This is a genomic window from Pseudovibrio sp. FO-BEG1 (genome assembly GCF_000236645.1).
GTDB lineage: Bacteria > Pseudomonadota > Alphaproteobacteria > Rhizobiales > Stappiaceae > Pseudovibrio.
On sequence record NC_016642.1, the window covers coordinates 3,900,395 to 3,923,179 of the forward strand.

The 22,785-nt window shown below is 52.9% G+C and carries 22 protein-coding genes; 12 read left to right on the forward strand and 10 right to left on the reverse strand.

Going from position 1 to position 22,785, the window contains the following annotated elements; genetic code table 11:
* Positions 1–65 precede the first annotated feature (65 nt).
* The 8 genes from glyA to PSE_RS17510 all read right to left on the reverse strand — a co-directional run bounded on the left by glyA (position 66) and on the right by PSE_RS17510 (position 8,330).
* Entirely contained in the window at positions 66–1,379 is a 1,314-nt protein-coding gene (glyA, locus tag PSE_RS17475) for a serine hydroxymethyltransferase (RefSeq protein WP_014286069.1), read from the reverse strand.
* Positions 1,380–1,564: 185 nt separating this feature from the next.
* Positions 1,565–1,750, reverse strand: a complete 186-nt coding sequence (locus PSE_RS17480; protein WP_014286070.1) for a serine hydroxymethyltransferase — start codon at positions 1,748–1,750, stop codon at positions 1,565–1,567.
* A gap of 161 nt (positions 1,751–1,911) precedes the next feature.
* Entirely contained in the window at positions 1,912–3,258 is a 1,347-nt protein-coding gene (locus tag PSE_RS17485) for a murein L,D-transpeptidase (protein ID WP_008547215.1), read from the reverse strand.
* A gap of 525 nt (positions 3,259–3,783) precedes the next feature.
* Positions 3,784–4,296, reverse strand: a complete 513-nt coding sequence (ldtR, locus tag PSE_RS17490; protein WP_008546709.1) for a transcriptional regulator LdtR — start codon at positions 4,294–4,296, stop codon at positions 3,784–3,786.
* Positions 4,297–4,451: 155 nt separating this feature from the next.
* Positions 4,452–5,354, reverse strand: coding sequence for a 3-hydroxyisobutyrate dehydrogenase (gene mmsB / locus PSE_RS17495; protein ID WP_041769086.1), 903 nt, complete (start codon positions 5,352–5,354; stop codon positions 4,452–4,454).
* A 157-nt stretch (positions 5,355–5,511) separates the two neighbouring features.
* Positions 5,512–5,922, reverse strand: coding sequence for a DUF6163 family protein (locus tag PSE_RS17500; RefSeq protein ID WP_008546554.1), 411 nt, complete (start codon positions 5,920–5,922; stop codon positions 5,512–5,514).
* 58 nt (positions 5,923–5,980) lie between these two features.
* Positions 5,981–7,030, reverse strand: coding sequence for an enoyl-CoA hydratase/isomerase family protein (locus PSE_RS17505; RefSeq protein WP_208989778.1), 1,050 nt, complete (start codon positions 7,028–7,030; stop codon positions 5,981–5,983).
* A gap of 160 nt (positions 7,031–7,190) precedes the next feature.
* Positions 7,191–8,330 carry an isobutyryl-CoA dehydrogenase gene (locus PSE_RS17510; RefSeq protein WP_014286075.1) on the reverse strand — a complete coding sequence of 380 codons (1,140 nt, stop codon included), beginning with the start codon at positions 8,328–8,330 and terminating at the stop codon, positions 7,191–7,193.
* Positions 8,331–8,809: 479 nt separating this feature from the next.
* On the opposite strand from PSE_RS17510, the gene hemB reads away from it, so the two are divergent.
* From hemB to PSE_RS17535, 5 genes are all read left to right on the forward strand, one after another.
* Positions 8,810–9,838 (forward strand): porphobilinogen synthase, encoded by a 1,029-nt coding sequence (gene hemB / locus PSE_RS17515; RefSeq protein WP_008547025.1) that lies wholly within the window; start codon positions 8,810–8,812, stop codon positions 9,836–9,838.
* Positions 9,839–9,872: 34 nt separating this feature from the next.
* On the forward strand, positions 9,873–11,114 hold the full coding sequence (locus tag PSE_RS17520; protein ID WP_008546945.1) for a threonine ammonia-lyase: 1,242 nt from the start codon (positions 9,873–9,875) through the stop codon (positions 11,112–11,114).
* 219 nt (positions 11,115–11,333) lie between these two features.
* The gene (locus PSE_RS17525; protein WP_208608986.1) at positions 11,334–11,822 is read left to right on the forward strand and encodes an RDD family protein; all 489 of its coding nucleotides are present in this window, start codon (positions 11,334–11,336) and stop codon (positions 11,820–11,822) included.
* Between the two features lie 83 nt (positions 11,823–11,905).
* Positions 11,906–13,738, forward strand: a complete 1,833-nt coding sequence (locus PSE_RS17530) for an SLC13 family permease (protein WP_014286077.1) — start codon at positions 11,906–11,908, stop codon at positions 13,736–13,738.
* A 38-nt stretch (positions 13,739–13,776) separates the two neighbouring features.
* Positions 13,777–14,523: an arginyltransferase gene (locus tag PSE_RS17535; RefSeq protein ID WP_014286078.1), complete on the forward strand. Its 747-nt coding sequence runs from the start codon at positions 13,777–13,779 to the stop codon at positions 14,521–14,523.
* Between the two features lie 21 nt (positions 14,524–14,544).
* On the opposite strand, the gene PSE_RS17540 is transcribed toward PSE_RS17535, so the two are convergent.
* Together PSE_RS17540 and PSE_RS17545 are read right to left on the reverse strand one after the other, a co-directional pair.
* Positions 14,545–15,216 (reverse strand): uracil-DNA glycosylase, encoded by a 672-nt coding sequence (locus PSE_RS17540; protein WP_208997980.1) that lies wholly within the window; start codon positions 15,214–15,216, stop codon positions 14,545–14,547.
* Positions 15,203–15,787 (reverse strand): NYN domain-containing protein, encoded by a 585-nt coding sequence (locus PSE_RS17545; RefSeq protein ID WP_008547287.1) that lies wholly within the window; start codon positions 15,785–15,787, stop codon positions 15,203–15,205. Before PSE_RS17545 ends, PSE_RS17540 begins: the two co-directional genes overlap by 14 nt.
* Positions 15,788–16,611: 824 nt before the next feature.
* Here PSE_RS17545 and rpoZ point away from each other — a divergent pair.
* From rpoZ to rnc, 7 genes are all read left to right on the forward strand, one after another.
* Positions 16,612–17,007, forward strand: a complete 396-nt coding sequence (rpoZ, locus tag PSE_RS17550; protein ID WP_008547174.1) for a DNA-directed RNA polymerase subunit omega — start codon at positions 16,612–16,614, stop codon at positions 17,005–17,007.
* A 96-nt stretch (positions 17,008–17,103) separates the two neighbouring features.
* Positions 17,104–19,338, forward strand: a complete 2,235-nt coding sequence (locus PSE_RS17555; protein WP_014286080.1) for a bifunctional (p)ppGpp synthetase/guanosine-3',5'-bis(diphosphate) 3'-pyrophosphohydrolase — start codon at positions 17,104–17,106, stop codon at positions 19,336–19,338.
* A gap of 25 nt (positions 19,339–19,363) precedes the next feature.
* Positions 19,364–19,957 carry an orotate phosphoribosyltransferase gene (locus PSE_RS17560; protein WP_014286081.1) on the forward strand — a complete coding sequence of 198 codons (594 nt, stop codon included), beginning with the start codon at positions 19,364–19,366 and terminating at the stop codon, positions 19,955–19,957.
* A gap of 25 nt (positions 19,958–19,982) precedes the next feature.
* Entirely contained in the window at positions 19,983–20,567 is a 585-nt protein-coding gene (locus PSE_RS17565) for a DUF2062 domain-containing protein (protein ID WP_008546843.1), read from the forward strand.
* A gap of 152 nt (positions 20,568–20,719) precedes the next feature.
* The gene (gene acpS / locus PSE_RS17570; RefSeq protein ID WP_014286082.1) at positions 20,720–21,139 is read left to right on the forward strand and encodes a holo-ACP synthase; all 420 of its coding nucleotides are present in this window, start codon (positions 20,720–20,722) and stop codon (positions 21,137–21,139) included.
* A gap of 145 nt (positions 21,140–21,284) precedes the next feature.
* Positions 21,285–22,034, forward strand: a complete 750-nt coding sequence (gene lepB, locus PSE_RS17575; RefSeq protein WP_008546781.1) for a signal peptidase I — start codon at positions 21,285–21,287, stop codon at positions 22,032–22,034.
* Between the two features lie 39 nt (positions 22,035–22,073).
* On the forward strand, positions 22,074–22,781 hold the full coding sequence (gene rnc, locus PSE_RS17580) for a ribonuclease III (RefSeq protein WP_008546396.1): 708 nt from the start codon (positions 22,074–22,076) through the stop codon (positions 22,779–22,781).
* Positions 22,782–22,785 lie beyond the last annotated feature (4 nt).

A 22,785-nucleotide genomic window follows, 5' to 3' on the forward strand; every position in this document is an offset into this window, starting at 1 on the left:
CCTGCCTCCTTAACTAAACACTGAAGAACCGCCGAAGGGATCTCCGGCGGTTCTTCTCGTTTAAATTAGTTTTTGTAGATTGGGAACCGGGCAGTAAGGGCCAGTACCTTCTCTTTGACCTGTGCTTCCACAGCTTCGTTGCCGTCAACGGAATTTGTCTTACGCAGACCTTCCAGAACCTCGGTAATCAGCTTACCGATTTCACGGAATTCTTCCTTGCCGAAGCCGCGGGAAGTACCAGCAGGCGTACCAAGGCGGATACCGGAAGTGATGGTAGGCTTCTGAGGATCAAGCGGAACACCGTTCTTGTTACAGGTGATGTTCGCACGGCCCAGAGAAATCTCTGCATTCTTACCGGTCAGATTCATTGGGCGCAGGTCAACCAGCATCAGGTGTGTGTCGGTACCGCCAGAAACGATATCCAGACCACCTTCAACAAGGGTCTCAGCCAGAACCTGTGCGTTCTCAACAACGTCTTTTGCGTAGGTTTTGAACTCAGGACGCAGCGCTTCACCGAAGGCAACAGCCTTACCAGCAATCACGTGCATCAGAGGACCACCCTGCAGACCTGGGAAGATCGCGGAGTTGATTTTCTTCGCAATGTCAGCGTCGTTGGTCACAACCAGACCACCGCGAGGACCACGAAGGGTCTTGTGCGTGGTGGATGTTGCAACATGCGCATGCGGGAACGGGCTTGGGTGCTGACCACCCGCAACCAGACCTGCAAAGTGCGCCATGTCGACCCACAGGTACGCGCCCACTTCGTCAGCGATTGCGCGGAATGCAGCAAAGTCGATCTCACGGGAGTATGCAGAACCGCCAGCGATGATGATCTTAGGCTGATGTTCTTTTGCAAGCTCGCGCACTTCGTCCATGTTGATGCGGCCAGTGTCGGTGTTCAGGCCGTACTGAACAGCGTTGAACCACTTACCGGAAAGGTTAGGACGTGCACCGTGTGTCAGGTGACCACCCGCATCAAGGCTCATGCCGAGCAGAGTGTCGCCTGGTTTAGCCAGCGCAAGAAGAACAGACTGGTTAGCCTGAGAACCGGAGTTCGCCTGCACGTTTGCAAACTCACAGCCGAACAGTGTCTTCACACGATCGATCGCAAGCTGCTCAACAATGTCGACATACTCACAACCACCGTAGTAACGGCGGCCAGGGTAACCTTCAGCGTATTTGTTGGTCAGAACGGAACCCTGTGCTTCCAGCACAGCGCGGGACACGATATTTTCCGAAGCGATGAGTTCAATCTCGTTCTGCTGACGAGAAAGCTCTTTATTGATTGCCTCGAGAAGCTCTGGGTCACCAGAAGCCAGGCTACCTGTAAAGAACTCTGGGTAGAGCGGCGTCGTAATTGGACTATCCGATACGGACATAGGTGGACCTCATTACAAGGTTGGAGCAACAAACTGACGAAACGTCCCAATATCGTTTCGCATTCCGATCCCCGACAAGTTGTAGCTTCGGGTGCTTAGCCCATTAACATATAGGGGGTAATGAACCAAGCTTTGTTCATAGGAATTGCGCAATAGTATTGCCGCCATCACCCAAAATTTATGAATTACGCATCTTGAGGTTGTAATTTACGTTCCAGCTTACGGAGCGCCAGTTGTTTCAGATGCGATTCGCTCGCATTACGTGGCCCCACCACAAACACCTCAACACCGCTCTGAGCACAGATTGCAGACATGCGAACGGAGTTGCCGATAACACGCGCTTCAAAGTAGACCTGTCCCAGTTTTGCCATAGAGCCCCTCACCTTACCTCTTCAGGATTCGTAAATTGCATCAGCATTTTTAGCAGCATGTGACGTAACACGCAGGCCTGTCAGCGAGCACATCCCCAAAAGAAAAAGGCCGCCCCGACAAACGCCGGAAGCGACCTTTAATTCGAAACTGTGAAGCCTGCTTACTGAGCAGAGGCCTGCGCCAGCGGATCAACACTTGCTGAATACAGACCATCCTTGTCGTAGATGTCATCACGGAAGTGGACCATGCCATCGCTGAGCGCCCATGCGGTCACATAGGACAGATGCAGCGGAATGCGGCTCTTCATCTTCACATCCAGACGTTCACCGGAGTTGATGGTCGCATCCACGCGGGAACGGGTCCACTCAGGCGTTGTGGAGCCCAGCAACCATGTCACCAGCTCACGCACGTTCTGTACGCGCACACAGCCGGAAGAATGGAAGCGATAGCCTTCGCCAAACAGAGACTGCTCTGGCGTGTCATGCAGGTAAACCTGATGGGTGTTGTTGAAGTTGATACGGATGCTGCCCATGGAGTTGCCTTCGCCCGGCTCCTGCGTAAAGCGATACTTGGTCGCTTCATCCGTGTTCCAGTCGATCTCCTGCCACTGCTTCTCTTTTCCATACCAGTCGAAGATATGGATATTGTTCTTCGCCAGATACTGCGGATCCTTCTGCATTTTCGGAATAAGGTCTTTCCGGATAATGCTGACAGGAACAGTCCAGTACGGGTTGAAGTTCACCTCGTAGATCGCAGAGCTCAAGATTGGAGACTGGCGATCCTGCTTGCCAACAACAGCAGTGTGGCGGGAACGAACGCGGCCATTCTCAACAACCTCAATACGAGCTGCCGGAATATTCACGTTCACATAGGTATCACTCACGTTATCAGCCAGAGCGGAAACGCGCTCCAGATTGGTGCGCAGCTGCTGCAAACGCACCTCAACAGGCACATTCATGGCAATCACAGTCGCGCGGCCCACAACACCATCCGGTGTCAGACCATGGCGCAGCTGGAAACGACGCACGGCTGAATCAACGTAGCTGTCAAAAACTTCAGAAACACCAGCATGCTGCGCCATGTCGCCAGAAACAATCAGGCGCTGTCGCAGGGAAGCAATGGCCGGTGCGCGCATACCGATGCGCAGAACCTTTTTGGTAGAAACTTCAGGCCAGCCACCATTGAGGGCGATGCGCTCATAATCGAGAATCGCGTCAATCATGTACTGGGTGGTCTGCTTGGAGATAATCGGCGCCACAAAGTCGATCTGCTCCAGAGATGAAACACCCTCATCAAAGGTGTCTTCCCATTCTGTGCCTTGACCAACAATCGGCTGCTCAGTGACGACCGGAGCTGGCTCGGTCACAGCTTGCTGGATGTTTCCGCTATAGGAAAGCAACCCAGGAACCTTAACCTGCGCCTGTGCGGACATCATACCTGCAGAAAGACCCGTACTCACAACGAGAGCAAGAGCAAGTTTGCTGCGGTTTAAAAGAGGTGCCAACACGAAATAGTTCTCCTAGCAATCAATCGTCCCGTAAGATTCCATGCGAACTTGGTAAACAGAGACTTAACATGGCAAATCTACATGGCATTATCTGCGCAAACTCGCAAGACTTTCGTCAAAACTCGGGGAGGAACATCTGTTGGTGAATTAGAGAAAGTGATCGGCTCCCTGAACAAATCAGAGTTGACAGTTTCTAAATTTCAAAAAACCAACAGTACTTTTTCAGCCCGAAAAGTGAGCAAGTGTCTTCCTCACTCAATGTGACCGTTTAATGGCTATTTACCCTAAGTGGGAAAAAGGTGGCTGCTGTGCAGGTGTTCGTTCCGACCTAGTGCAAGAAAGCAACAATCAGGCCGACTTACTCACAGATGGCTGTTGCGAGGCTGGCCTGCCCTTCTACCAGCGCGCCTGAAACCATATCTGAACTTATCAGGTATTGAAGCAGCAACTTCATCCAGACAAGCAAAAACACCGCTCCCGGTTTCGGAAGCGGTGTTTTTTGAAAGGTCAGAAACCACTCTGAAATCAGAGACGGTAGAGGATTTGATCTGTCCAGAAGCGTTCCAGACGACGCAGGGACCGGTTTAGCTCCTCAAAGTTCTCGGTTGAGAGCTCACCAACCTGCTCAACAGAAAGGATATGACGACTATAAAGATCGTCAACAATCTGAGCAATTTCACGTCCTTTGTCCGTCAGGCTCACACGTACGGAACGGCGATCCATCTGGGAACGTTCATGATTGATGTATCCGGTTTCTACGAGCTTCTTAAGGTTATAAGAAACGTTAGAACCTAGATAATAACCGCGAGTACGAAGCTCGCCTGCAGTCAGCTCGGCGTCGCCGATGTTGAAAAGAAGCAGCGCCTGAACGCTGTTCACATCGGAACGACCCATCCGGTCAAACTCATCTTTGATGACGTCAAGAAGGCGACGATGCAAACGCTCAATGAGCGTAAGTGCCTCAAGGTACGCAGGCTTCAGCCCTACCGTTTCTTCTTCTTGCGCCAAGACCTCAACGGCCCTGTTTGTATTGATCATCTGGTTGCGCCTCATGTCCATATTTTTCGTGCGTTCGTATTTTTATCAGCACTTGAAGCAAATTTACGCGACCGCTTCTAAGAACCGCTTAAGAGACACGATGAATTATTTCTTAATCACTAGCAAGCGTGTAGACCTTTCCGTTAACCCTCTGTTTACCCTGACTTCCGAAGCAAGTGGATGATGCCGGAGAAGTCGACGTTTTCCCCGCCATTGTTACAGTATTCCTCATAAAGGCGAGCCGCTTTTTCACCCATAGGTGTATTCGCCCCACTCGAATCTGCTGCCTCTTCCGCCAGTAACAAATCTTTAAGCATCATTGGCGCTGCAAAGCCGGGTTTGTATTCATTGTTGGCTGGCGAAGTCGGGACCGGTCCAGGAATCGGGCAGTAAGAGGTCAAAGACCAACACTGACCAGAGGACTTGGAGGAGATGTCATAGAGCTTCTGTGGGTCCAGACCCAGCTTCTCAGCCAAAACAAACGCCTCACAGGTACCGATCATCGAAATACCAAGCAACATGTTGTTACAGATCTTTGCCGCCTGCCCAGCGCCAGCATCACCAGCATGAACAATTGAGGCTCCCATGATATCCAGGAGCGGTTTAGCCCGTTCAAATGCAGCATCAGGCCCACCAACCATAAAGGTCAATGTGCCGTTCGCAGCACCCACAATACCACCGGAAACCGGAGCATCGACCATGTCCATGCCAGCTTCGCTCGCTGCTTTTGCAACATCGCGGCTGCTGTCCACATCGATAGTCGAGCTATCAATGAACAGCGTGCCCTTTGGTGCATGCGCAAGAATGCCATCCGCGCCCGTATAAACGGCGCGAACATGCTTCCCTGCTGGCAGCATGGTAACAACAGCCTGAACGTCGCGGACTGCTTCAACCGCGGATGTGGCAACCTGCCCACCTGCAGCCTGAAACGCAGCACGCGCCTCTTCAGAAAGATCTACACCGACGACTTCATGTCCGGCTTTGACAAGATTTGCAGCCATAGGGCCGCCCATATTGCCAAGACCAATAAAAGCAACGCGAAGAACAGTTTCTCCCATTGCATCCTCCCGAAAATCGCCGTCCGTCTGGATTTTGAACATTTAGAACTTGCCCGAAGCTGATCACCTAGGGTTCGCTCAGATCAAATTGACGTGAACGGCCGTTTGCAAAACGATAAATTTCAATGAGTTACAGACCAAACACGACTTTGGTCGATCAGGCCCGCTCCTCTCGCTCTGCAAGATAAAGCAGAACGAGGTAAACGGCGATTGCACTGATGTAGAATACCACCTCGGTCGGACTACGACCAAAGACCATGGGGAACACGGAATACATCACCACCTGGGCCAGTGAGCGGAACAACCACATGACTGTTCCCCAGCTGGAAAGCAGCCACAAGCCGATGGCAGTCACCAGATCAAGAATCGCGAAAAAGATAATGGTGGACTGCACTTGCACACCCACATCCTCAAACGGCATGCCATCAATCAGACGCACACCGATAATCGCGCTCCAGTAGTTGAGGCCAGCAAACAACATGAACACAGCAAGCAGCCTGACATACGCATGCAGCAAAAACTGAAAGGAGGGAACCCTCTTCATCAGCTCTACAAAAACGCCAGGCATACTCTTAGCTCCACCTTACTCATCCGCCTCATCAACAGGCAGGAGGCCCCTCGCCCCGTTAAAATACGAGGTCACCCCCCTTCGGTGACATAAAATGGGCCTCAACATCAACTGTTTTTATTTCATCAAGGCTTGAATGCTGCCATTTAGGTGCATGATCCTTATCGATAATCACAGCTCGCACACCTTCATAGAAGTCCTTGCCCAGCAGGATCTGTGAAACGATCCGATGCTCCATGATCATGCAGTCCTTCATGGAAAGCCCTTCACCGCGCCGCACCTGCTGGAAAGCCACTTCCATGCTCAGCGGGGAGCGCTTGGAGATCGTATCCAGTGCAGCAGCTGCAAAATCATCGTGCTCAGAGCCCAAAAGCTTACGCAGACGATCCACAACTTCCAGCGTGCTCTCAGCACCAAAGCACTCATCCACCACATCTGCTTTGGCATGCAGCGGTGCAGGTCCCGGATCAAACGCATAGCGCGCCAGCACTGGCTCCACATCCTGCGCCTCGCACAGCGCCTCTTCCAGAGCCGCCATATCATCCCGCTTCACCGCATGAGTGAGAATACCGGTCCAGTAGCAATCTGCCTGTTTCAGACGCTCACCGGTCATAGCGCAATACATGCCCGTGTTCTGAGGCATTTTCGGCAGGAAGTGACTGCCGCCCACATCCGGGAAGAAGCCAATCGCTGTCTCCGGCATCGCGAACAATGTCTTCTCACTACCAACGCGGTAAGCCCCATGCACAGATATGCCGACACCGCCACCCATCACGATCCCATCAATCAAGGCAATCAACGGCTTAGGATAGCTCTCCATGTAGGTGTTCAGGCGATACTCATCCGCAAAGAACGGCAGACTCTTGTCGATATTCTCCGGGCCGTTTTCAGCCACCTGACGAATATCACCGCCTGCGCAGAAGGCTTTCTCGCTGTTACTCTTGATGAGAACATGATGGACCGCATCATCAATCAGCCAGCGCTCCAGCTGCCGATGCATGGCAACACACATCTCATGTGTCAGAGCATTCAGCGCCTTCGGGCGATTGAGAATGATCAGGCCCGCATGGCCTTTCTCTTCAAAAAGAACATCAGTAGTTTCGGACAAGACATCCCCCACATATTCCTGTTGCACAGCGCACCTATTCATTTGCTAAAAATGTTAGGCGTATCTCCGCGCAGTAGACACCGAGTTTCGGGCAAAGATACGCAACACGGGAGCCAAAGCAGCTCCCTCAATTCATCCTATGAAGAACCAGCTAGGCAGCTCAAGCCTTCATCAGCTCACGCGCCACGATGACGCGCATGATCTCGTTGGTACCTTCCAAAATCTGATGCACCCGCAAGTCACGCAGATGACGCTCCAGCGGATAATCCTTCAGATAACCGTAACCACCGTGGATCTGCAGCGCCTCATTGACCACCTTGAAGCCCGTATCCGTCGCAAGCCGCTTGGCCATCGCCGCCATCTTGGTCGCCTGAGGATCTTTTTTGTCCAGCAAGTACGCCGCTTTGTGAAGCAGCAGACGCGCGGCTTCCAGCTCAGTCGCCATATCCGCCACTTTGAACTGCAGCGCCTGAAACTGCGCCAGAGACCTCCCGAACTGCTTACGCTCGTCCATATACTGCAGCGCCCGGTCCAGACAGAACTGCGCCCCGCCTAGAGAACAGGCACCAATGTTCAGACGACCACCATCAAGCCCAGCCATCGCAATACTGAAGCCCTGCCCTTCTTCACCCACCAGATTGGCAACTGGCACACGACAATCCTCAAAGATCACCTGCGCCGTCGGCTGGCTACACCATCCAAGCTTATGCTCGTTGGCACCGAAGGACAGCCCCGGCGCATCCTTCTCAACAACGATACAAGATATTCCCTTCGGCCCATCCTCACCGGTGCGCACCATGCAGACATAAACGTCAGACACACCACCACCGGAGATAAAGGACTTGGAACCGTTGATCACATAATGGTCCCCATCCCGCACAGCCCGCGTTCTCAAAGACGCTGCATCAGAACCAGCACCCGGCTCGGTCAAACAGTAACTCGCTACTTTCTCCATGCTGCAAAGATCAGGGAGAAATCTCTGCCTCAGCTCATCAGATCCAAACCGGTCCAGCATACCCGCTGCCATATTATGGATAGAAAGAAACGCAGACGTGGAAACACAGCCCTTGGAAAGCTCTTCAAAGATCAACGCCCCATCAAGCCGCCCCAACTGAGAGCCGCCCACATCCTCACGCACATAAAGTCCGCCCAGACCCAGCGCAGCCGCCTTGCGAAGCACATCCAGAGGGAAATGAGATTTCGCATCCCACTCCGCAGCAAAAGGCGCCATCTCCTCCTGCGCAAACCCGGCAGCCATATCAACAAAGGCACGTTGATCTTCGTTCAGTTCAAATTCCATGGAATCCGTCCTCCCAGCCAACGGCCTCCCACAACCATCAGCCCCAATATTGAAGTAATTGCGTCAATCGGTAGACCCGCACCCAAACTGCGTCAATTCTCGGAAAGACCAAGATAAGACCAATTGCTCAGTCAAAACAGCGCCCCGTACACAACAACGTTCAAAAAACGCAAAGCTTTCAAACCAACGCAATAAATCGCGCAAAGCTGAAACTGGCGTCCAATTCTGAACTGATTCCCCACTTGTTCCCGTTGCGTTTCCAATCTGCTGAGGGGATAACAAGGTCGTCCACTATTAAATTGCACGGAAAGCGAAAACCTTTCTGCGATTCTAAAGAAGCTTTGGAACACAAAAAGAATTTGAGTTTTATCAAGCAAACACACCGTGCTATCTGACATCAAATGCCCTAGTAGTTTTGAGTAAGCCGTCGCTCTCAGCTCTACGAGAGCGCCAACAACCAGTCATTCAGGTGAGTTACCATGCCGTTTGCCAATGAATCGCATTCTTCCGTAGACATGAACCAGATTTTGAACGGCCGCCGAATGCGTCGCAATCGTCACAGCGATTGGTCCCGTCGCCTCATCCGCGAAAACACAATCACCACTGACGACTTGATCTGGCCAATCTTTCTGATTGATGGCGAAAAGAAAACGGAACCAGTTGCTTCCATGCCGGGCGTTGAGCGCTACTCTGTCGATATGGCTGTGCGCGCCGCTGAGCAGGCAGCAGAACTGGGCATTCCGGTTATTGCCCTGTTCCCAAACACAGATCCAGACCTGCGCGACGAAATGGGCACAGAAGCGCTGAATGACAGCAACCTCACCTGCCGCGCCCTTCAGGCGATCAAGGCAGAAGGTTTCCCTGTTGGCCTGATGACGGACGTTGCACTTGACCCTTACACCTCTCACGGCCACGACGGCTTGATGGCAGGTGATAAGATCATCAACGACGAAACCGTTGATCAGCTCTGCCGTCAGGCGCTTATTCAGGCAGAAGCAGGCTCTGACATCATTGCTCCATCCGACATGATGGATGGTCGCATCGGCGCAATCCGTTATGCGCTGGACAATCAGGGCTTCGAAAATCTGCAGATCATGGCGTACTCTGCTAAGTACGCTTCCGCCTTTTACGGCCCGTTCCGTGATGCTGTTGGCTCCAATGCAAATCTGAAGGGCGACAAGCGTACCTATCAGATGGACCCGGCCAACACTGACGAAGCACTGAAAGAAGCCGAGCTGGATCTGGCAGAAGGCGCGGACATGATCATGGTGAAGCCCGGCATGCCGTATCTCGACATTCTCCGCCGCATCAAAGATACCTTCCTTGCACCAACCTACGCCTATCAGGTCTCTGGTGAGTACGCGATGATCTGCGCGGCAGCTCAAAACGGCTGGATGGACAAGGACAAGGCGATGATGGAAAGCCTGATGGCCTTCAAACGCGCCGGTGCAGATGGCGTCTTAACCTACTTTGCACCTGAACTTGCGAAAAAACTGAACGGCAAATAAAGCCCGTAAAACAAGACACCTGCGAGAACAAAATATGCCAAAGGTGGCCTCACCTCTTCTCACCCTGTCCAACATTGAAGAGGCTGCAAACAACATCAAGGGCGCGGTAATTTCAACACCGCTCCTGCCAGCAGCTCAACTGGATGCCATCACCGGTGCCTCCGTTTTCGTCAAATACGAGAACATGCAGGCCACCAACGCATTCAAAGAGCGCGGCGCCCTGAACAAGCTGCTGCACCTGACAGAAGAAGAAAAGAGCCGCGGTGTGATTGCCATGTCCGCAGGCAACCACGCACAGGCCGTGGCACTTCATGCACAGCGCCTTGGCATTCCCGCTCTCATCGTCATGCCCAACGGCACACCTTATGTGAAGGTGGAGGCAACCAAAGCCTATGGCGCCAAAGTCGTCCTCGCAGGCGAAACCGTCGACGATGCTAAGAAAGAAGCCGACCGCCTCTCTGAGGAACACGGCTACATCTGGGTCCACCCGTTCGATGATTTGCAGGTCATTGCAGGCCAGGGCACCATTGCCCTTGAAATGCTGAAGGATCAGCCGGATCTGGACACCCTGATCGTGCCAGTCGGTGGCGGCGGAATGATCTCTGGCATCGCAGTTGCAGCCAAAGCGATCAAACCGGATATCGAAATCATCGGCGTTGAAAGCGAGCTCTACCCATCCATGTACGCAGCCCTGCGCGACGAACCGATGGAATGTGGCGGCAACTCGCTGGCAGAAGGTATCGCGGTGAAAGTGCCCGGTACTTACACCCAGCAGCTGGTCAAAGAATATGTCGATGACATCCTGCTGGTCAGCGAAAGCCAGATTGAGGAAGCCATCAACATCTTCCTCACCCGCCTGAAAACAGTGGCCGAAGGCGCCGGGGCCGCCGGCCTTGCAGCCATGTGCGCCCATCCAGAGCGTTTCAAAGGCAAAAAAGTTGGACTTGTCCTCTGCGGCGGCAACATTAATCCACGCCTGCTCGCTTCCATCGCACTGCGTCAGTTGGTTCGCCTCGGCAACATCATTCACATCCGCTGCAACATCCCGGATCGTCCGGGCATCCTCGGCGAAATCTCAACCACCATTGGCCAGCTGGGCGGCAACATTCTGGAAGTCTCCCACCACCGCCTGTTCCTAGATGTTTCAGTCAAAGGGGCAACGCTGGATGTGGCCATTGAGACCCGCGATAACCAGCACGCCAAAGAGATCATCGCGGCACTGGAAGCCGGAGATATCCACGTCACGCTACTCTCCTCCGGTGAGATGCGGTTCTAGGCTTATCCACGCCTGACAATACGACGAGCAATCAGAACAAGCGCCAAACTCTTGCGTTGGCGCTTGCGCAACTATTGCGGTCTACGCAAAAATATCCTCACATGCCGGATTCTACAAAAATAGTTTACTACTCCCGCTTGAAACTTGAAAATGCACACCCAATTCTACTGAAAGACGCTGGGGAAGACCTCAGCACAGTTGAATCTAACCGAGGAAGAAATGAGCCAGCAAGTGAGCGCGCACCCCAACACTTATTATGATCCCTACCTTAATCCGCACCTGTTTGATGGTGTGCGGAAAAAGCGGATCTTTGCGTGCGTGATTGATATCATCGCGATCACCGTTCTCTCTGGTATCGCTTACTTCGTCGTTGGCTTTCTCGGCATCCTGACGCTTGGCCTTGCATGGCTGTTATTCCCTGCAATCTGGCCACTTGTTGCCCTTGCCTACACCGCATTTTCACTGGGCGGATACAACTCCGCAACACCGGGTATGCGCGCGTTTGGGCTGGAAATGCGCCTGCAGAATGGTGGCCGCCCGTATCCGCTCTACGCAGCAATCCACGTTCTGCTCTTTTATTTCTCGGTAACAATACTCAGCCCTTTTGTCCTCATAGTCTCATTGTTTAGTGACCAAAAGCGACTGCTCCATGATATCGTGCTAGGTGCCGTTATTATGAATTCCCCGGTGGATAGTCTGCATCGATAACAAACCAATGATGCAACGTGCAGTGACGAACCCGCCCGGACCCTCTAATAACGTGTGAAAGAGTAGCACGAGCGGGGACGCGCATGGAGAACCTGAACATACCGATGATCCTGACCTTTGTGATCATCGGATTCACGATTGTCCTTTATGCGCTGGAACGCATCGCCATCGAAATCGTAGCACTTGGCTCCATCGTAGCCCTCATGCTGCTGTTCATGGCTTTCCCACATACACTCAATGGATCACCGATCAGGCCGGAGGATTTTCTCTCCGGCTTTTCCAATCAGGCCCTGATCACGGTGATCTGCCTGCTTATCGTCGGGCAAGGCCTCTTTCAGACAGACGCTCTCGACAAACCCGCACAGGCCATCCTGCGCATGTCAAAGCAGCGCCGCTGGCTCGCGACCGGACCGCTGCTTATCACCGTCGGCATCGTCAGCGCGTTTTTGAACAACACGCCTGTCGTGGTCATCACACTGCCGATTTTGACCACAGTCGCCGCCGCGCATAGCACCTCTTCCTCACGTTTTCTTATGCCCCTCTCGTTCATCACAATCCTGGGCGGCATGACAACAATGATCGGCTCCTCCACCAACCTGCTCGTCGCCAACGTGGCCAACGCAACCGGTGAAGTCCGTATCAATTTCTTCACTTTCACCGCATTCGGCGCCATTCTGGCAGCCGTTGGCGCCGTCTACGTTCTGTTCGTTCTGCCGCGCGTCCTCAAACCGCGCCAAACCATGGCGGAAGAGTTTACCGGCAAAGACGGGCGCCAGTTTATTGCACAGATTCCAATAGTTTACGGCCATCCTCTGGTTGGTGAGAAGGCCGTTGCGGGCATGTTCCCTGCCCTGAAAGAAATGACTGTTCGCCTGATCCAGCGCGGCGAACGCCCGCTCCTGCCTCCGTTCGAAGAGGTCCAGTTGCAGCCGGGCGACACCGTGATCGTCGCCGCCACCCGCGACACCCTCACCCGCGCCATCAGCCAACGCCATCCCCTCCTTCCAGCAGACGCCAACGAAAGCCCGACCAGCGAAGCAGAGCACGCTTCCCCGTCTGGCACCCTCACCCTTGCTGAAGCAGTTATTGCCCCCGGTTCACGCCTGATTGGCCGCACGCTTTCCATGACAAGTTTCCACGCTGATACCGGCTGTGTGGTGACCGGATTGCAGCGCCGCAGCCGCATGCCGCGCATGCCAATGACGGATATCCGTATGGAATCTGGAGATGTTTTGCTGATCGCTGGCAACCGGGAAGAAATCAACCGTCTGCGCGGCAACCGAGATGTCCTCCTCATGGACTGGTCCGCAACCGAGCTGCCTCAACGACAATATGCCCGCCGTGCGCTGGCCATTTTTGTTGCCATGATCACGCTTGCCGTTACCGGAGTTGTACCAATTATGGTGGCCTCCGTCGCAGCAACCTTTGCCATGATCACCTTCGGCTGCCTCAACATCCGCCAGACCCTACGCACCATCGATAGTCGCATTTTCATGCTCATCGGCGCCTCGATCGCAGCCTCTCTGGCATTGGAAGCAACCGGCGGCGACGATGCCATCGCCTCAGCACTTCTCAACATCGCCGATGGCCGATCACCGGCATTTGTCCTCTCATTGCTCTTTGCTGTTGTCGCGGTTTTAACCAACTTACTCAGCAACAACGCAACCGCGGTGCTGTTTACGCCCATTGCAATCGAAATGGCGCACCGGGTGGGCGTACCTGTAGAGCCCTTCATTGTTTGCCTGATTTTTGCGGCAAACTGCTCTTTTGCAACGCCAATCGGGTATCAGACAAACCTCATCGTCATGGGCCCAGGCCACTACCGGTTCTCAGATTTCCTCTTCGCCGGCACACCTCTCGCCATAATCATATGGTTGACCTTCTCATTTGCAGCTCCTTACTATTATAATCTGTAAGGCCAGCGATAAATAAAGAAGAGAGAGGGACGCGCTAGGTGACACGGCAAGCCTATGATAACCCGCAGTTTTATCTGACTGCCCCCACGGATTGCCCCTACCTGCCAGATCGTAAAGAACGCAAAGTCTTCACGCATCTTGTTGGACCCAATGCCCCTGCGCTCAACGACGTTCTCACACAAGGCGGTTTCCGTCGCTCCCAGAACATCGCCTATCGCCCTGCCTGCGAGGATTGCCGCGCCTGCGTCTCTATCCGCGTCTGCGCTCAGGAGTTCAAGTGGACCAAATCGCTCAAACGCGTCTGGAAAGACAATCAGGATCTGATCGGCACCGAGCTACCACCCGGCCCCTCAACAGAGCAATATGACCTGTTCCATGAATATTTGAATGCCCGCCACACCAATGGCGGCATGACAGAGATGTCCCCGGGCGACTACTCCATGATGGTCGAAGATACGCACGTTGACACAGCCATCATCGAGTACCGCCGCCGAGGCCCAAATTCCTTCCTCTCCGGTGAAGGAGAAGGCCCACTGATCGGCGTCGCCCTCACCGACCGCCTCTGCGACGGCCTCTCCATGGTCTACTCCTTCTTCGACCATTCCCAAACCAGCCGAAGCCTCGGCACCTTTATGATCCTCGATCACATCGCCCGCGCTCAACACCTCGGCCTACCCTATGTCTATCTGGGATACTGGGTCGAAGGCTCACCGAAGATGGCGTATAAAGAGCGCTTCAAGCCACAGGAACACCTTGGCTCCCAGGGCTGGGAACGTCAGGATTAACCTAAGCTTTTCGCTGATTTCCTAAAGAGAATTCAAGTACTCGCGCACGCGCATAAACACAGCCGTAAACTGCTCGGCTGTGATCCGCCGCGTATTCACGTTGTACTGAGAACAATGGAAGCTGGAAAACATTCTGAGAAAAGGCGTGAGCTGAGTTTCACGATTATGCCCAAACGGATAGTCCTTCAGCTTCAACTCAAAAGCCTTCAACAGCTCCTCATGCGCCGTCCGCCCCACAGCCACAACAGCCCGCGTCTGATCACTCACCAGCATGGAATCCAGAAAGAACGGTCGACAGCTCCTGATTTCCGCTGGTTTTGGCGCATTCTTTGGCGGCATACACTTCACCACATTGGTGATCCGCACATCCAGCGGTTCAATCCCAAGCTCTGGAGCTGCCACATCTTTGTAAGATGCAAACCCACTCGCCGTCAGAGCGCCATTGAGCATTTCGCCAGAAAAATCACCAAAGAACGGAATACCGGTGCGGTTGCCGCCTTTATGTCCCGGAGCCAGCCCCACAACAATGAGAGAGGCGTCAACAGGACCAAAGTCCAGCACAGGCGCATTGTGCCAATCCGGATGAAGCTCGCGCAACTCCGCCCTATACGCAACAAGCCGGGAACAGAGTGGACACTCTCTCCCCGGCTTCTGCAAACTTTCGATACCGTGACAGACCTTAGTAGTCGTCATCTCCGATCTCATCATCCTCGTCTTCAACACGTGGTGGGCGCTCGTTTGGGTCACGACCAACACGTTGCATCAACGTGGAAAGTTCGATGAAGTGGTCCGCTTGACGGCGCAGATCATCAGCAATCATTGGCGGCTGCGTCTGAAGTGTAGAAACAACAGAAACCTTGCGACCACGACGCTGCAGCGCTTCAACCAGAGAACGGAAGTCACCATCACCAGAGAACAGAACGATATGGTCAACATGATCAATCAACTGCATGGCGTCCACAGCCAGCTCGATATCCATGTTGCCTTTAATTTTGCGACGTCCTGCTGAATCCACGAATTCCTTAACAGGTTTGGTAACGACCTTGTAGCCATTGTAGTCCAGCCAATCGATCAATGGACGAATGGAGGAGTACTCCTGCTCTTCCACCAGCGCAGTATAATAGTAAGCGCGTAGCAGGTAGCCCTTTGATTGGAATTCTTTCAAGAGACGCTTGTAATCGATGTCGAAACCAATTGCTTTCGCCGTCGAATAAAGGTTCGCTCCATCAATGAATAAAGCAATCTTTTCGCGGGGATCAAACATATTATTTTTAGCCTTTCCGCTGCACAGACGCGTAAGTCAGTAACTTGTTATAAGCAATCACTTTCTGGACATGCCTGTTTGCTGTCGTGACATGTCTAGAATGTATGCCGTTCTAATTGACCCGGTTGCACTCTACGTTAAATCGAATACGCATTCGTTACGGACAAACATAAAACCTTGTCCCTCAGCGTATATATTGCATTGGTCTAGTTAATATCGGACCAATACAGTTCGATTCACCGGCCAGAAACTAAAACAAGATGAATGAAATTTACAGATGTCATCTTGCATAAATTAACAGGAACCCACCAAATATTCCCACTTTATATTATAGTTCCAGTTTAGCTTAGAAACAAACCACCGGATATAGATACTAATGGTTCCAATAGAAACAAGGTTTCCTTGTTTTTTCGGATCTAGGGCACTCCAAGAATATCTGGACCAGAATTTCGGTTAATTCTAATTTGTTATTTTTTTTCATCTATTCCAATTCCAGTGTACAAAACAGATCTTGAAACTCACTCAGGAGTTGAAGATTTGAAAATTCGTTCCTCCAGAAAAACTAACAATAAAAAACTAATCCGACTTAGCACTGCACACTAAAGCAGTCCTTCACAATAGTATTGAAGTTAAAATCAAGCGCGTTAGACCTAAAGCCCCAATTTTTCTCTGGCCTAATCTTAAGCAGCTCCAGGCTGGAAAATTTCCCCTTTTATAATAAGATGTAAAGGAGTTGCACAAAAAATACAGAAACGGCTCTTGCCTTAAAACAAGAAGCATTCTATGAGTGGCCTCTGAATTCCCAGATATTACGGAGTGATCGAATGGCACGTGTGACCGTCGAAGATTGCGTCGACAAGGTCGAAAACCGGTTTGAGCTGGTTCTGCTTGCCAGCCATCGCGCCCGGATGATTTCCAGTGGCTCGCCGCTGACAATCGACCGCGACAACGATAAGAACCCGGTTGTTGCGCTTCGCGAAATCGCTGAAGAAACAGTGAGCCCAGAGGACTTGAAAGAAGACCTCATTCACTCTCTTCAGAAGTTCGTGGAAGTGGACGAGCCGGAAGCAGAAACAGCACCAATGGTTCCTAGCGACCCACAACAACTTCAGATCAATGCAGTTGACGATTCAGAAGTCGAATTTGACAGCATTACTGAAGAAGACCTGCTGAAGGGGCTTGAAGGCCTGGTACCGCCGGAACGTTCCGACGACTACTAATCGCCCTCACGCAAGATGTCGGCGTCGGCCGGGCCGGCGCCTCGCATTTTCAGGTCCGGCCCTAGCTTATTTGCATAGTGAAGCGGCCGCCCGAAAATGATGCGTCAATACGAACTTGTTGAGAGAGTAACCAGCTACAATCCTGATACGGATGAAGCGCTGCTCAACAAGGCATATGTTTATGCCATGCAAAAGCATGGCACCCAGACCCGCGCCTCTGGGGATCCTTATATTTCCCACCCTCTCGAAGTTGCAGCCATCCTCACTGACATGAAGTTGGATGATGCGACCATTGCCGTTGCTCTGCTTCATGACACCATTGAAGACACCGATGCCACTCGTGCTGAAATTGATCGCATGTTTGGTGAGGAAATCGGCAAGCTCGTAGAGGGCCTGACCAAGATCCAGCGACTGGATCTGGTATCCCGTAAAGCCAAACAGGCTGAAAACTTCCGCAAGCTACTGCTTGCCATCGCAGATGACGTCCGCGTTCTCCTCGTAAAACTGGCCGATCGCCTACACAACATGCGCACCCTGCACCACATGCGGGAAGACAAGCGCATCCGCATTGCCGAAGAGACCATGGAGATCTATGCGCCGCTCGCTGGCCGCATGGGTATGCAGGACATCCGCGATGAGCTGGAAGACATCTCCTTCGAGACCCTCTATCCGGATGCCCGCAACACCATCCGCGAGCGCCTTGCGATCCTGCATAGCAAGAACGAAGGCCTGATCACGGACATTGAGGAAGACCTCACACAGCGCCTCGCCGAACAAGGCATCACCGCCAAGATCAGCGGACGCGAAAAGCGCGCTTACTCAATCTTTCGCAAGATGGAAGAAAAGTCCCTCGGCTTCGAGCAGCTCTCAGATATCTACGGCTTCCGCGCGATCGTTCCTGCACTGGAAGATTGCTACCGCGTGCTGGGCGTCATCCATACAGCTTGGCCATGTGTACCGGGCCGCTTCAAGGATTACATCTCCACGCCGAAGCAGAACGACTACCGCTCGATCCACACCACAGTAGTGGGCCCCAAGCGTCAGCGTGTTGAGCTGCAGATCCGCACTCAAGCCATGCACCGCATCGCGGAAAACGGCATCGCGGCCCATGCGCTTTACAAAGACGGCGTAACCGGTGGTCGCAACATTCAGTCCATGACCGCAGAATCCCGCGCCTATGGCTGGCTACGTGGCACCATTGATCTGCTGGCACAAGGTGAATCTCCGGAAGAGTTCCTCGAACACACCAAGCTTGAACTCTTCCACGATCAGGTCTTCTGCTTCACACCAAAAGGCCGCCTGATCGCACTGCCACGCGGCGCGACACCGATCGACTTCGCCTACGCAGTCCATACGGACATTGGCAACACTTGTGTCGGCTGCAAGATCAACGGTCGCATCTCCTCGCTGGTCACTGAGCTGACCAACGGTGATGAGGTCGACATCGTCCGTTCACAAGCGCAGACCCCTCCTCCGGCATGGGAAAACATCGCCGTCACTGGTAAGGCACGCTCTGCCATCCGCAAGGCGACCAAAGCCTCCGCCCGCCAGCAATACGGCGGCCTCGGCAAGCACATCCTAGAACGCGCGTTCTCTCATGCGGGCAAGGACTTTGATGAAGCCGCTCTGGAAGCACACATCAAGAAGTTCAACCTGGAATCCACGCTCGACCTGCTGGTCGCAGTAGGCCGCGGTGATATTCAGGCAGGCGCAGTTCTCGAAGTCGCGTATCCTGACTACGCACCAGCGCAAGGCACCGACCGCAATACAAGTACCCCTCCAGCAGGCTCAGCCTCTGAAGGCTGGTTCGATCTGGATAAAGGCAGCTCGGTTAAATTTAAGATCCCTGAGGGCTCAGAGGATGGCGCAAAGAACGGCTCTCTGCCGATCCGCACAAGTGTTTCCGGCTCCCTTCCAGTACGCTTCGCCCCAAGCGGCGGTGCAGTACCGGGCGACCGCATCGTTGGCATTCTGACACCGGGCGTTGGCATCACCATCTACCCGATCCAGTCTCCGGACCTGAAGGAATTCGACGATCAGCCAGAACGCTGGCTCGACGTTCGCTGGGACATTGACCCGAACGCACCAGAGCGCTTCCCAGCGCAAATCAGCGTGTTCGCAGTCAACGAACCAGGATCACTGGCGGCTATCACCAAAGTGATTGGCGACCATCGCGGCAACATTGATAATATCAAAATGATCCGCAAAGCCTCTGATTTTCACGAGATGCTAATTGATCTTGAGGTATGGGATTTGAAGCACCTGAATCTGATCCTGAACCAGCTGCGTGCCAAACCCAATGTCTCCGAAGCGCAAAGGGTGAATGGCTAGCCGCTGATAATAAAAAGGAAAACCCATGGGCCCAAATGCAGTCCTGGACGTTTTCAGAGAAACAGACGCCCTGAAGGAAGGCCACTTCATTCTTCCTTCAGGCTGGCACGGCTCAGCCTACCTTCAACGACAAAAGCTGCTTGAGTATCCCGACAAAGTCGAGATACTCGCCTCCGAGCTGGTCAAAAAAATCGCCGCTCATCAACTCCTGAACTTCTCCCATTTCGTTGCCCCCAGCTTAGGTGGGCTCATCGTTGGCCTGCAAACTGCAAGAATCATGCAGAAAAGTGCCCTATGGTTACGTCGTGAAGGCGGCGCGCTGACCACAGGCCCGGCGACCATCCCTCCAAAGTCAAATGTATTTATAGTTCAGGATGTTGTAGGAACAGGTCATCTATGCCTATCCACAATTGAGGCCTTGCAGTCACTGTCTCTTAACACCGTAGGTGTTGGTTGTTTTATCGACAGGAGTCTTGAGGATACAGACTTGGGAGTACCGCTAATATCTCTTGCTCCATTAAAACTGCCGGTGTATGCAGCCGAGAATGTACCAAAGGAACTCGCTGAGATACCGGCCATAGAAACAACCCCTGTCGAGCCATTCACCTGGCACGATTGAGAATAAGCAAAGTACTTGAACCGAAATGATTTTTAAACGGCGGGATAAACCAACAAGAATAGAACGTATCCGCGTGGCTGTCTGGCCGCGTCACAGTTGGTCTCGCTCATTCAGGTACTTTACAAAGCGCGTTCTGCGCCTCTCAGCAAGCCCTCAAAAAGTGGCTGCAGGGTTCGCAGCCGGTGCCGCCGCCTCATTCACACCGTTCATCGGCTTTCACTTCATTCTCAGCTTCGTTCTGGCCTACATCCTGCGCGGCAACCTCTTAGCTGCCGCATTGGGCACAGCAGTTGGCAACCCGCTCACCTTCCCGTTTATCTGGGCCAGCACCTATAAAGTTGGCCTTTACATCATGGCTGAAGGCGATCGCCCGCTACCGCATTTTGGCGACAAGCTGGATCACTCCATGCTATCCCAGTCGCTGGACACCATCTGGCCAATCCTCAAACCCATGCTGATTGGCTCAATCCCACTGGGTCTTGTCGCTGGCGTTTTCTTCTATTTCGTTGTTCTGGGTTCAGTGTCCACCTACCAGAAAGCCCGTGAACATCGCTTCCGCCTGAAAAGAAAACTGGCAGCAAGAAGCAAAAAAGCGGATCAGGACAAGTAAAAGCAGGCAGCTGGCAAAGCGCCTCAACCCTGATCAGATGAACAAGGAGCCCAGACACTCCTTGAAAAAGCATTGCACCTGAACAACTTACTCTGAAGGCTTGTGGGTTTTCCGCTCACGCCCCAATATATCCGTCAATCAACGAGGCACAGATGATTATTGGCATTGGCAGCGATCTGAGCGACATCCGCAGAATAGAGAAAACGCTCTCCCGTTTTCCTGATCGCTTCACAAAACGCGTCTTCACAGACGTTGAGCGCGCAAAAGCAGAAGGGCGCGCCAACAAGGCAGCGACCTATGCAAAGCGCTTTGCAGCCAAAGAAGCCTGCTCCAAGGCTTTGGGCACCGGCCTGTCCATGGGTGTTGCCTGGAAAGAGATGGGCGTGGTCAACCTGCCAAGCGGCAAGCCAACTCTGCACCTGACCGGCGGCGCGAAAGAAAGACTGGATAAACTTGTGCCAAAAGGCTTTGTGCCACGAATTGACCTTACAATTACGGATGATTACCCGCTGGCTCAGGCATTTGTGGTCATTTCGGCCTGGCCGGAGGACTGGCCTGGCCTAGAGCCGTGAAAACGTAAATGAACTGGATTGCAGAAGTGGTCTTGAACCGCTAAGAGATCCACCTATGTGAATTTTATTGTCTGGGGACTGACTCGCCTTAACAAAGTGATGGGCACCGGGCCAAGCGAGTATTCTCTTACCACGAAGGATGAACATGAGCCAATCCAAAGAAAAGGAGCAGGAAGGCGGCGTATATGAGACCATTAAGGTCATCGCCCAAGCACTGCTGCTCGCTCTGGTTGTTAGAACATTTCTTTTTCAGCCATTTTTTATTCCTTCGGGCTCCATGAAAGACACTTTGCTCATTGGCGACTACCTGTTTGTCTCCAAGTATAGCTACGGCTATTCAAAGTACTCCTTCCCGTTTGGACTGGCACCGTTCGAAGGCCGCATCTGGAGCTCACCGCCAGAGCGTGGTGAAATTGCTGTCTTCAAACTGCCGAAAGACAATTCTACAGATTACATCAAACGTGTGATTGGCCTGCCGGGCGACGAAATTCAGATGATCAACGGTGTACTGCACATCAACGGCGAAGCTGTTGAGCGCAAGCGTATCGACGATTACATCGAAAAAGATGCCTACGGCAACATCCACAAAATCCCGCGCTACATTGAGACATTACCGAATGGCGTGAGCTATCAGACACTTGATATCACAACCAATGGCTCGCTGGACAACACACCCGTTTATCACGTACCAGCAGATCGCTATTTCATGATGGGCGACAACAGGGACAATTCGCAGGACAGCCGCGTTCTTTCTGAAGTGGGCTACGTCCCGTTCGAGAACTTTATCGGCCGCGCTGAGATCATCTTCTTCTCCGTTGAAGACGACCAGCCAGCATGGATGTTCTGGAAATGGCCTTGGACCGTTCGCTGGGATCGACTTGGTGACGTACTCTAACAAGCCTGCAGCGCAGGCTTTGAAGGAATTAGCCGGAATATGAGCAGAAGAAAAAGACCGGTATCTGACGCAGCGCTGGAAGAGCGCATTGGCTACAAGTTCACGAACAAGGAACTCCTTGTTCGTGCGCTGACTCACGCCAGTGCCCTTCCGGTTGCCAAGGCTTCTTTGCAAAGCTACCAGCGCCTTGAGTTTCTTGGCGACCGCGTGCTTGGCCTTGCGATTGCGACAATGCTGGAAGAAAATTTCCCTAAAGCAGATGAAGGGGAACTTGCTCGTCGCCTGAACCAGCTTGTGAAGCGCGAAACATGTGCTGAGGTCTCAAAGGTCATTGGCATTGGCCAGCACATGCGCGTGGGCGAAGCTGAGGCGCACACTGGCGGCAGAACCAAAACGGCAATTCTTGCAGACATGTGCGAGAGCCTGATTGCAGCAATTTACCTTGATAGCGGATTTGACGAAGCAGAGAACTTCATCAAGCGCTATTTTGCTGAAAGAATGGTATCTTACACAGGCCCGTTGCGAGACGCCAAAACAACGCTTCAGGAGTGGGCGCAGTCCAAAGGACGCCCTACCCCGCAATACGAAACAATCTCTCGCAGTGGTCCCGACCACGCCCCGATCTTCAAGATCCGCGTCAACGTGGAAGGTGTGGACCCGGGCGAAGCAGTCGGAAGCTCAAAGCGCATCGCTGAACAGTCCGCTGCCGAGAACATCCTGCGCCGCGAAGGCGTATGGAGCGAATAGGTCT

Excerpts from the sequence above, each read along its gene's own strand:
- glyA (WP_014286069.1), bottom strand. The coding sequence starts at position 1,379 with ATGTCCGTATCGGATAGTCCAATTACGACGCCGCTCTACCCAGAGTTC.
- PSE_RS17480 (WP_014286070.1), bottom strand. The coding sequence starts at position 1,750 with ATGGCAAAACTGGGACAGGTCTACTTTGAAGCGCGTGTTATCGGCAAC.
- ldtR (WP_008546709.1), bottom strand. The coding sequence starts at position 4,296 with ATGATCAATACAAACAGGGCCGTTGAGGTCTTGGCGCAAGAAGAAGAA.
- mmsB (WP_041769086.1), bottom strand. The coding sequence starts at position 5,354 with ATGGGAGAAACTGTTCTTCGCGTTGCTTTTATTGGTCTTGGCAATATG.
- PSE_RS17500 (WP_008546554.1), bottom strand. The coding sequence starts at position 5,922 with ATGCCTGGCGTTTTTGTAGAGCTGATGAAGAGGGTTCCCTCCTTTCAG.
- PSE_RS17510 (WP_014286075.1), bottom strand. The coding sequence starts at position 8,330 with ATGGAATTTGAACTGAACGAAGATCAACGTGCCTTTGTTGATATGGCT.
- hemB (WP_008547025.1), top strand. The coding sequence starts at position 8,810 with ATGCCGTTTGCCAATGAATCGCATTCTTCCGTAGACATGAACCAGATT.
- PSE_RS17520 (WP_008546945.1), top strand. The coding sequence starts at position 9,873 with ATGCCAAAGGTGGCCTCACCTCTTCTCACCCTGTCCAACATTGAAGAG.
- PSE_RS17525 (WP_208608986.1), top strand. The coding sequence starts at position 11,334 with ATGAGCCAGCAAGTGAGCGCGCACCCCAACACTTATTATGATCCCTAC.
- PSE_RS17530 (WP_014286077.1), top strand. The coding sequence starts at position 11,906 with ATGGAGAACCTGAACATACCGATGATCCTGACCTTTGTGATCATCGGA.
- PSE_RS17540 (WP_208997980.1), bottom strand. The coding sequence starts at position 15,216 with ATGACGACTACTAAGGTCTGTCACGGTATCGAAAGTTTGCAGAAGCCG.
- PSE_RS17545 (WP_008547287.1), bottom strand. The coding sequence starts at position 15,787 with ATGTTTGATCCCCGCGAAAAGATTGCTTTATTCATTGATGGAGCGAAC.
- rpoZ (WP_008547174.1), top strand. The coding sequence starts at position 16,612 with ATGGCACGTGTGACCGTCGAAGATTGCGTCGACAAGGTCGAAAACCGG.
- PSE_RS17555 (WP_014286080.1), top strand. The coding sequence starts at position 17,104 with ATGATGCGTCAATACGAACTTGTTGAGAGAGTAACCAGCTACAATCCT.
- PSE_RS17560 (WP_014286081.1), top strand. The coding sequence starts at position 19,364 with ATGGGCCCAAATGCAGTCCTGGACGTTTTCAGAGAAACAGACGCCCTG.
- PSE_RS17565 (WP_008546843.1), top strand. The coding sequence starts at position 19,983 with ATGATTTTTAAACGGCGGGATAAACCAACAAGAATAGAACGTATCCGC.
- acpS (WP_014286082.1), top strand. The coding sequence starts at position 20,720 with ATGATTATTGGCATTGGCAGCGATCTGAGCGACATCCGCAGAATAGAG.
- lepB (WP_008546781.1), top strand. The coding sequence starts at position 21,285 with ATGAGCCAATCCAAAGAAAAGGAGCAGGAAGGCGGCGTATATGAGACC.
- rnc (WP_008546396.1), top strand. The coding sequence starts at position 22,074 with ATGAGCAGAAGAAAAAGACCGGTATCTGACGCAGCGCTGGAAGAGCGC.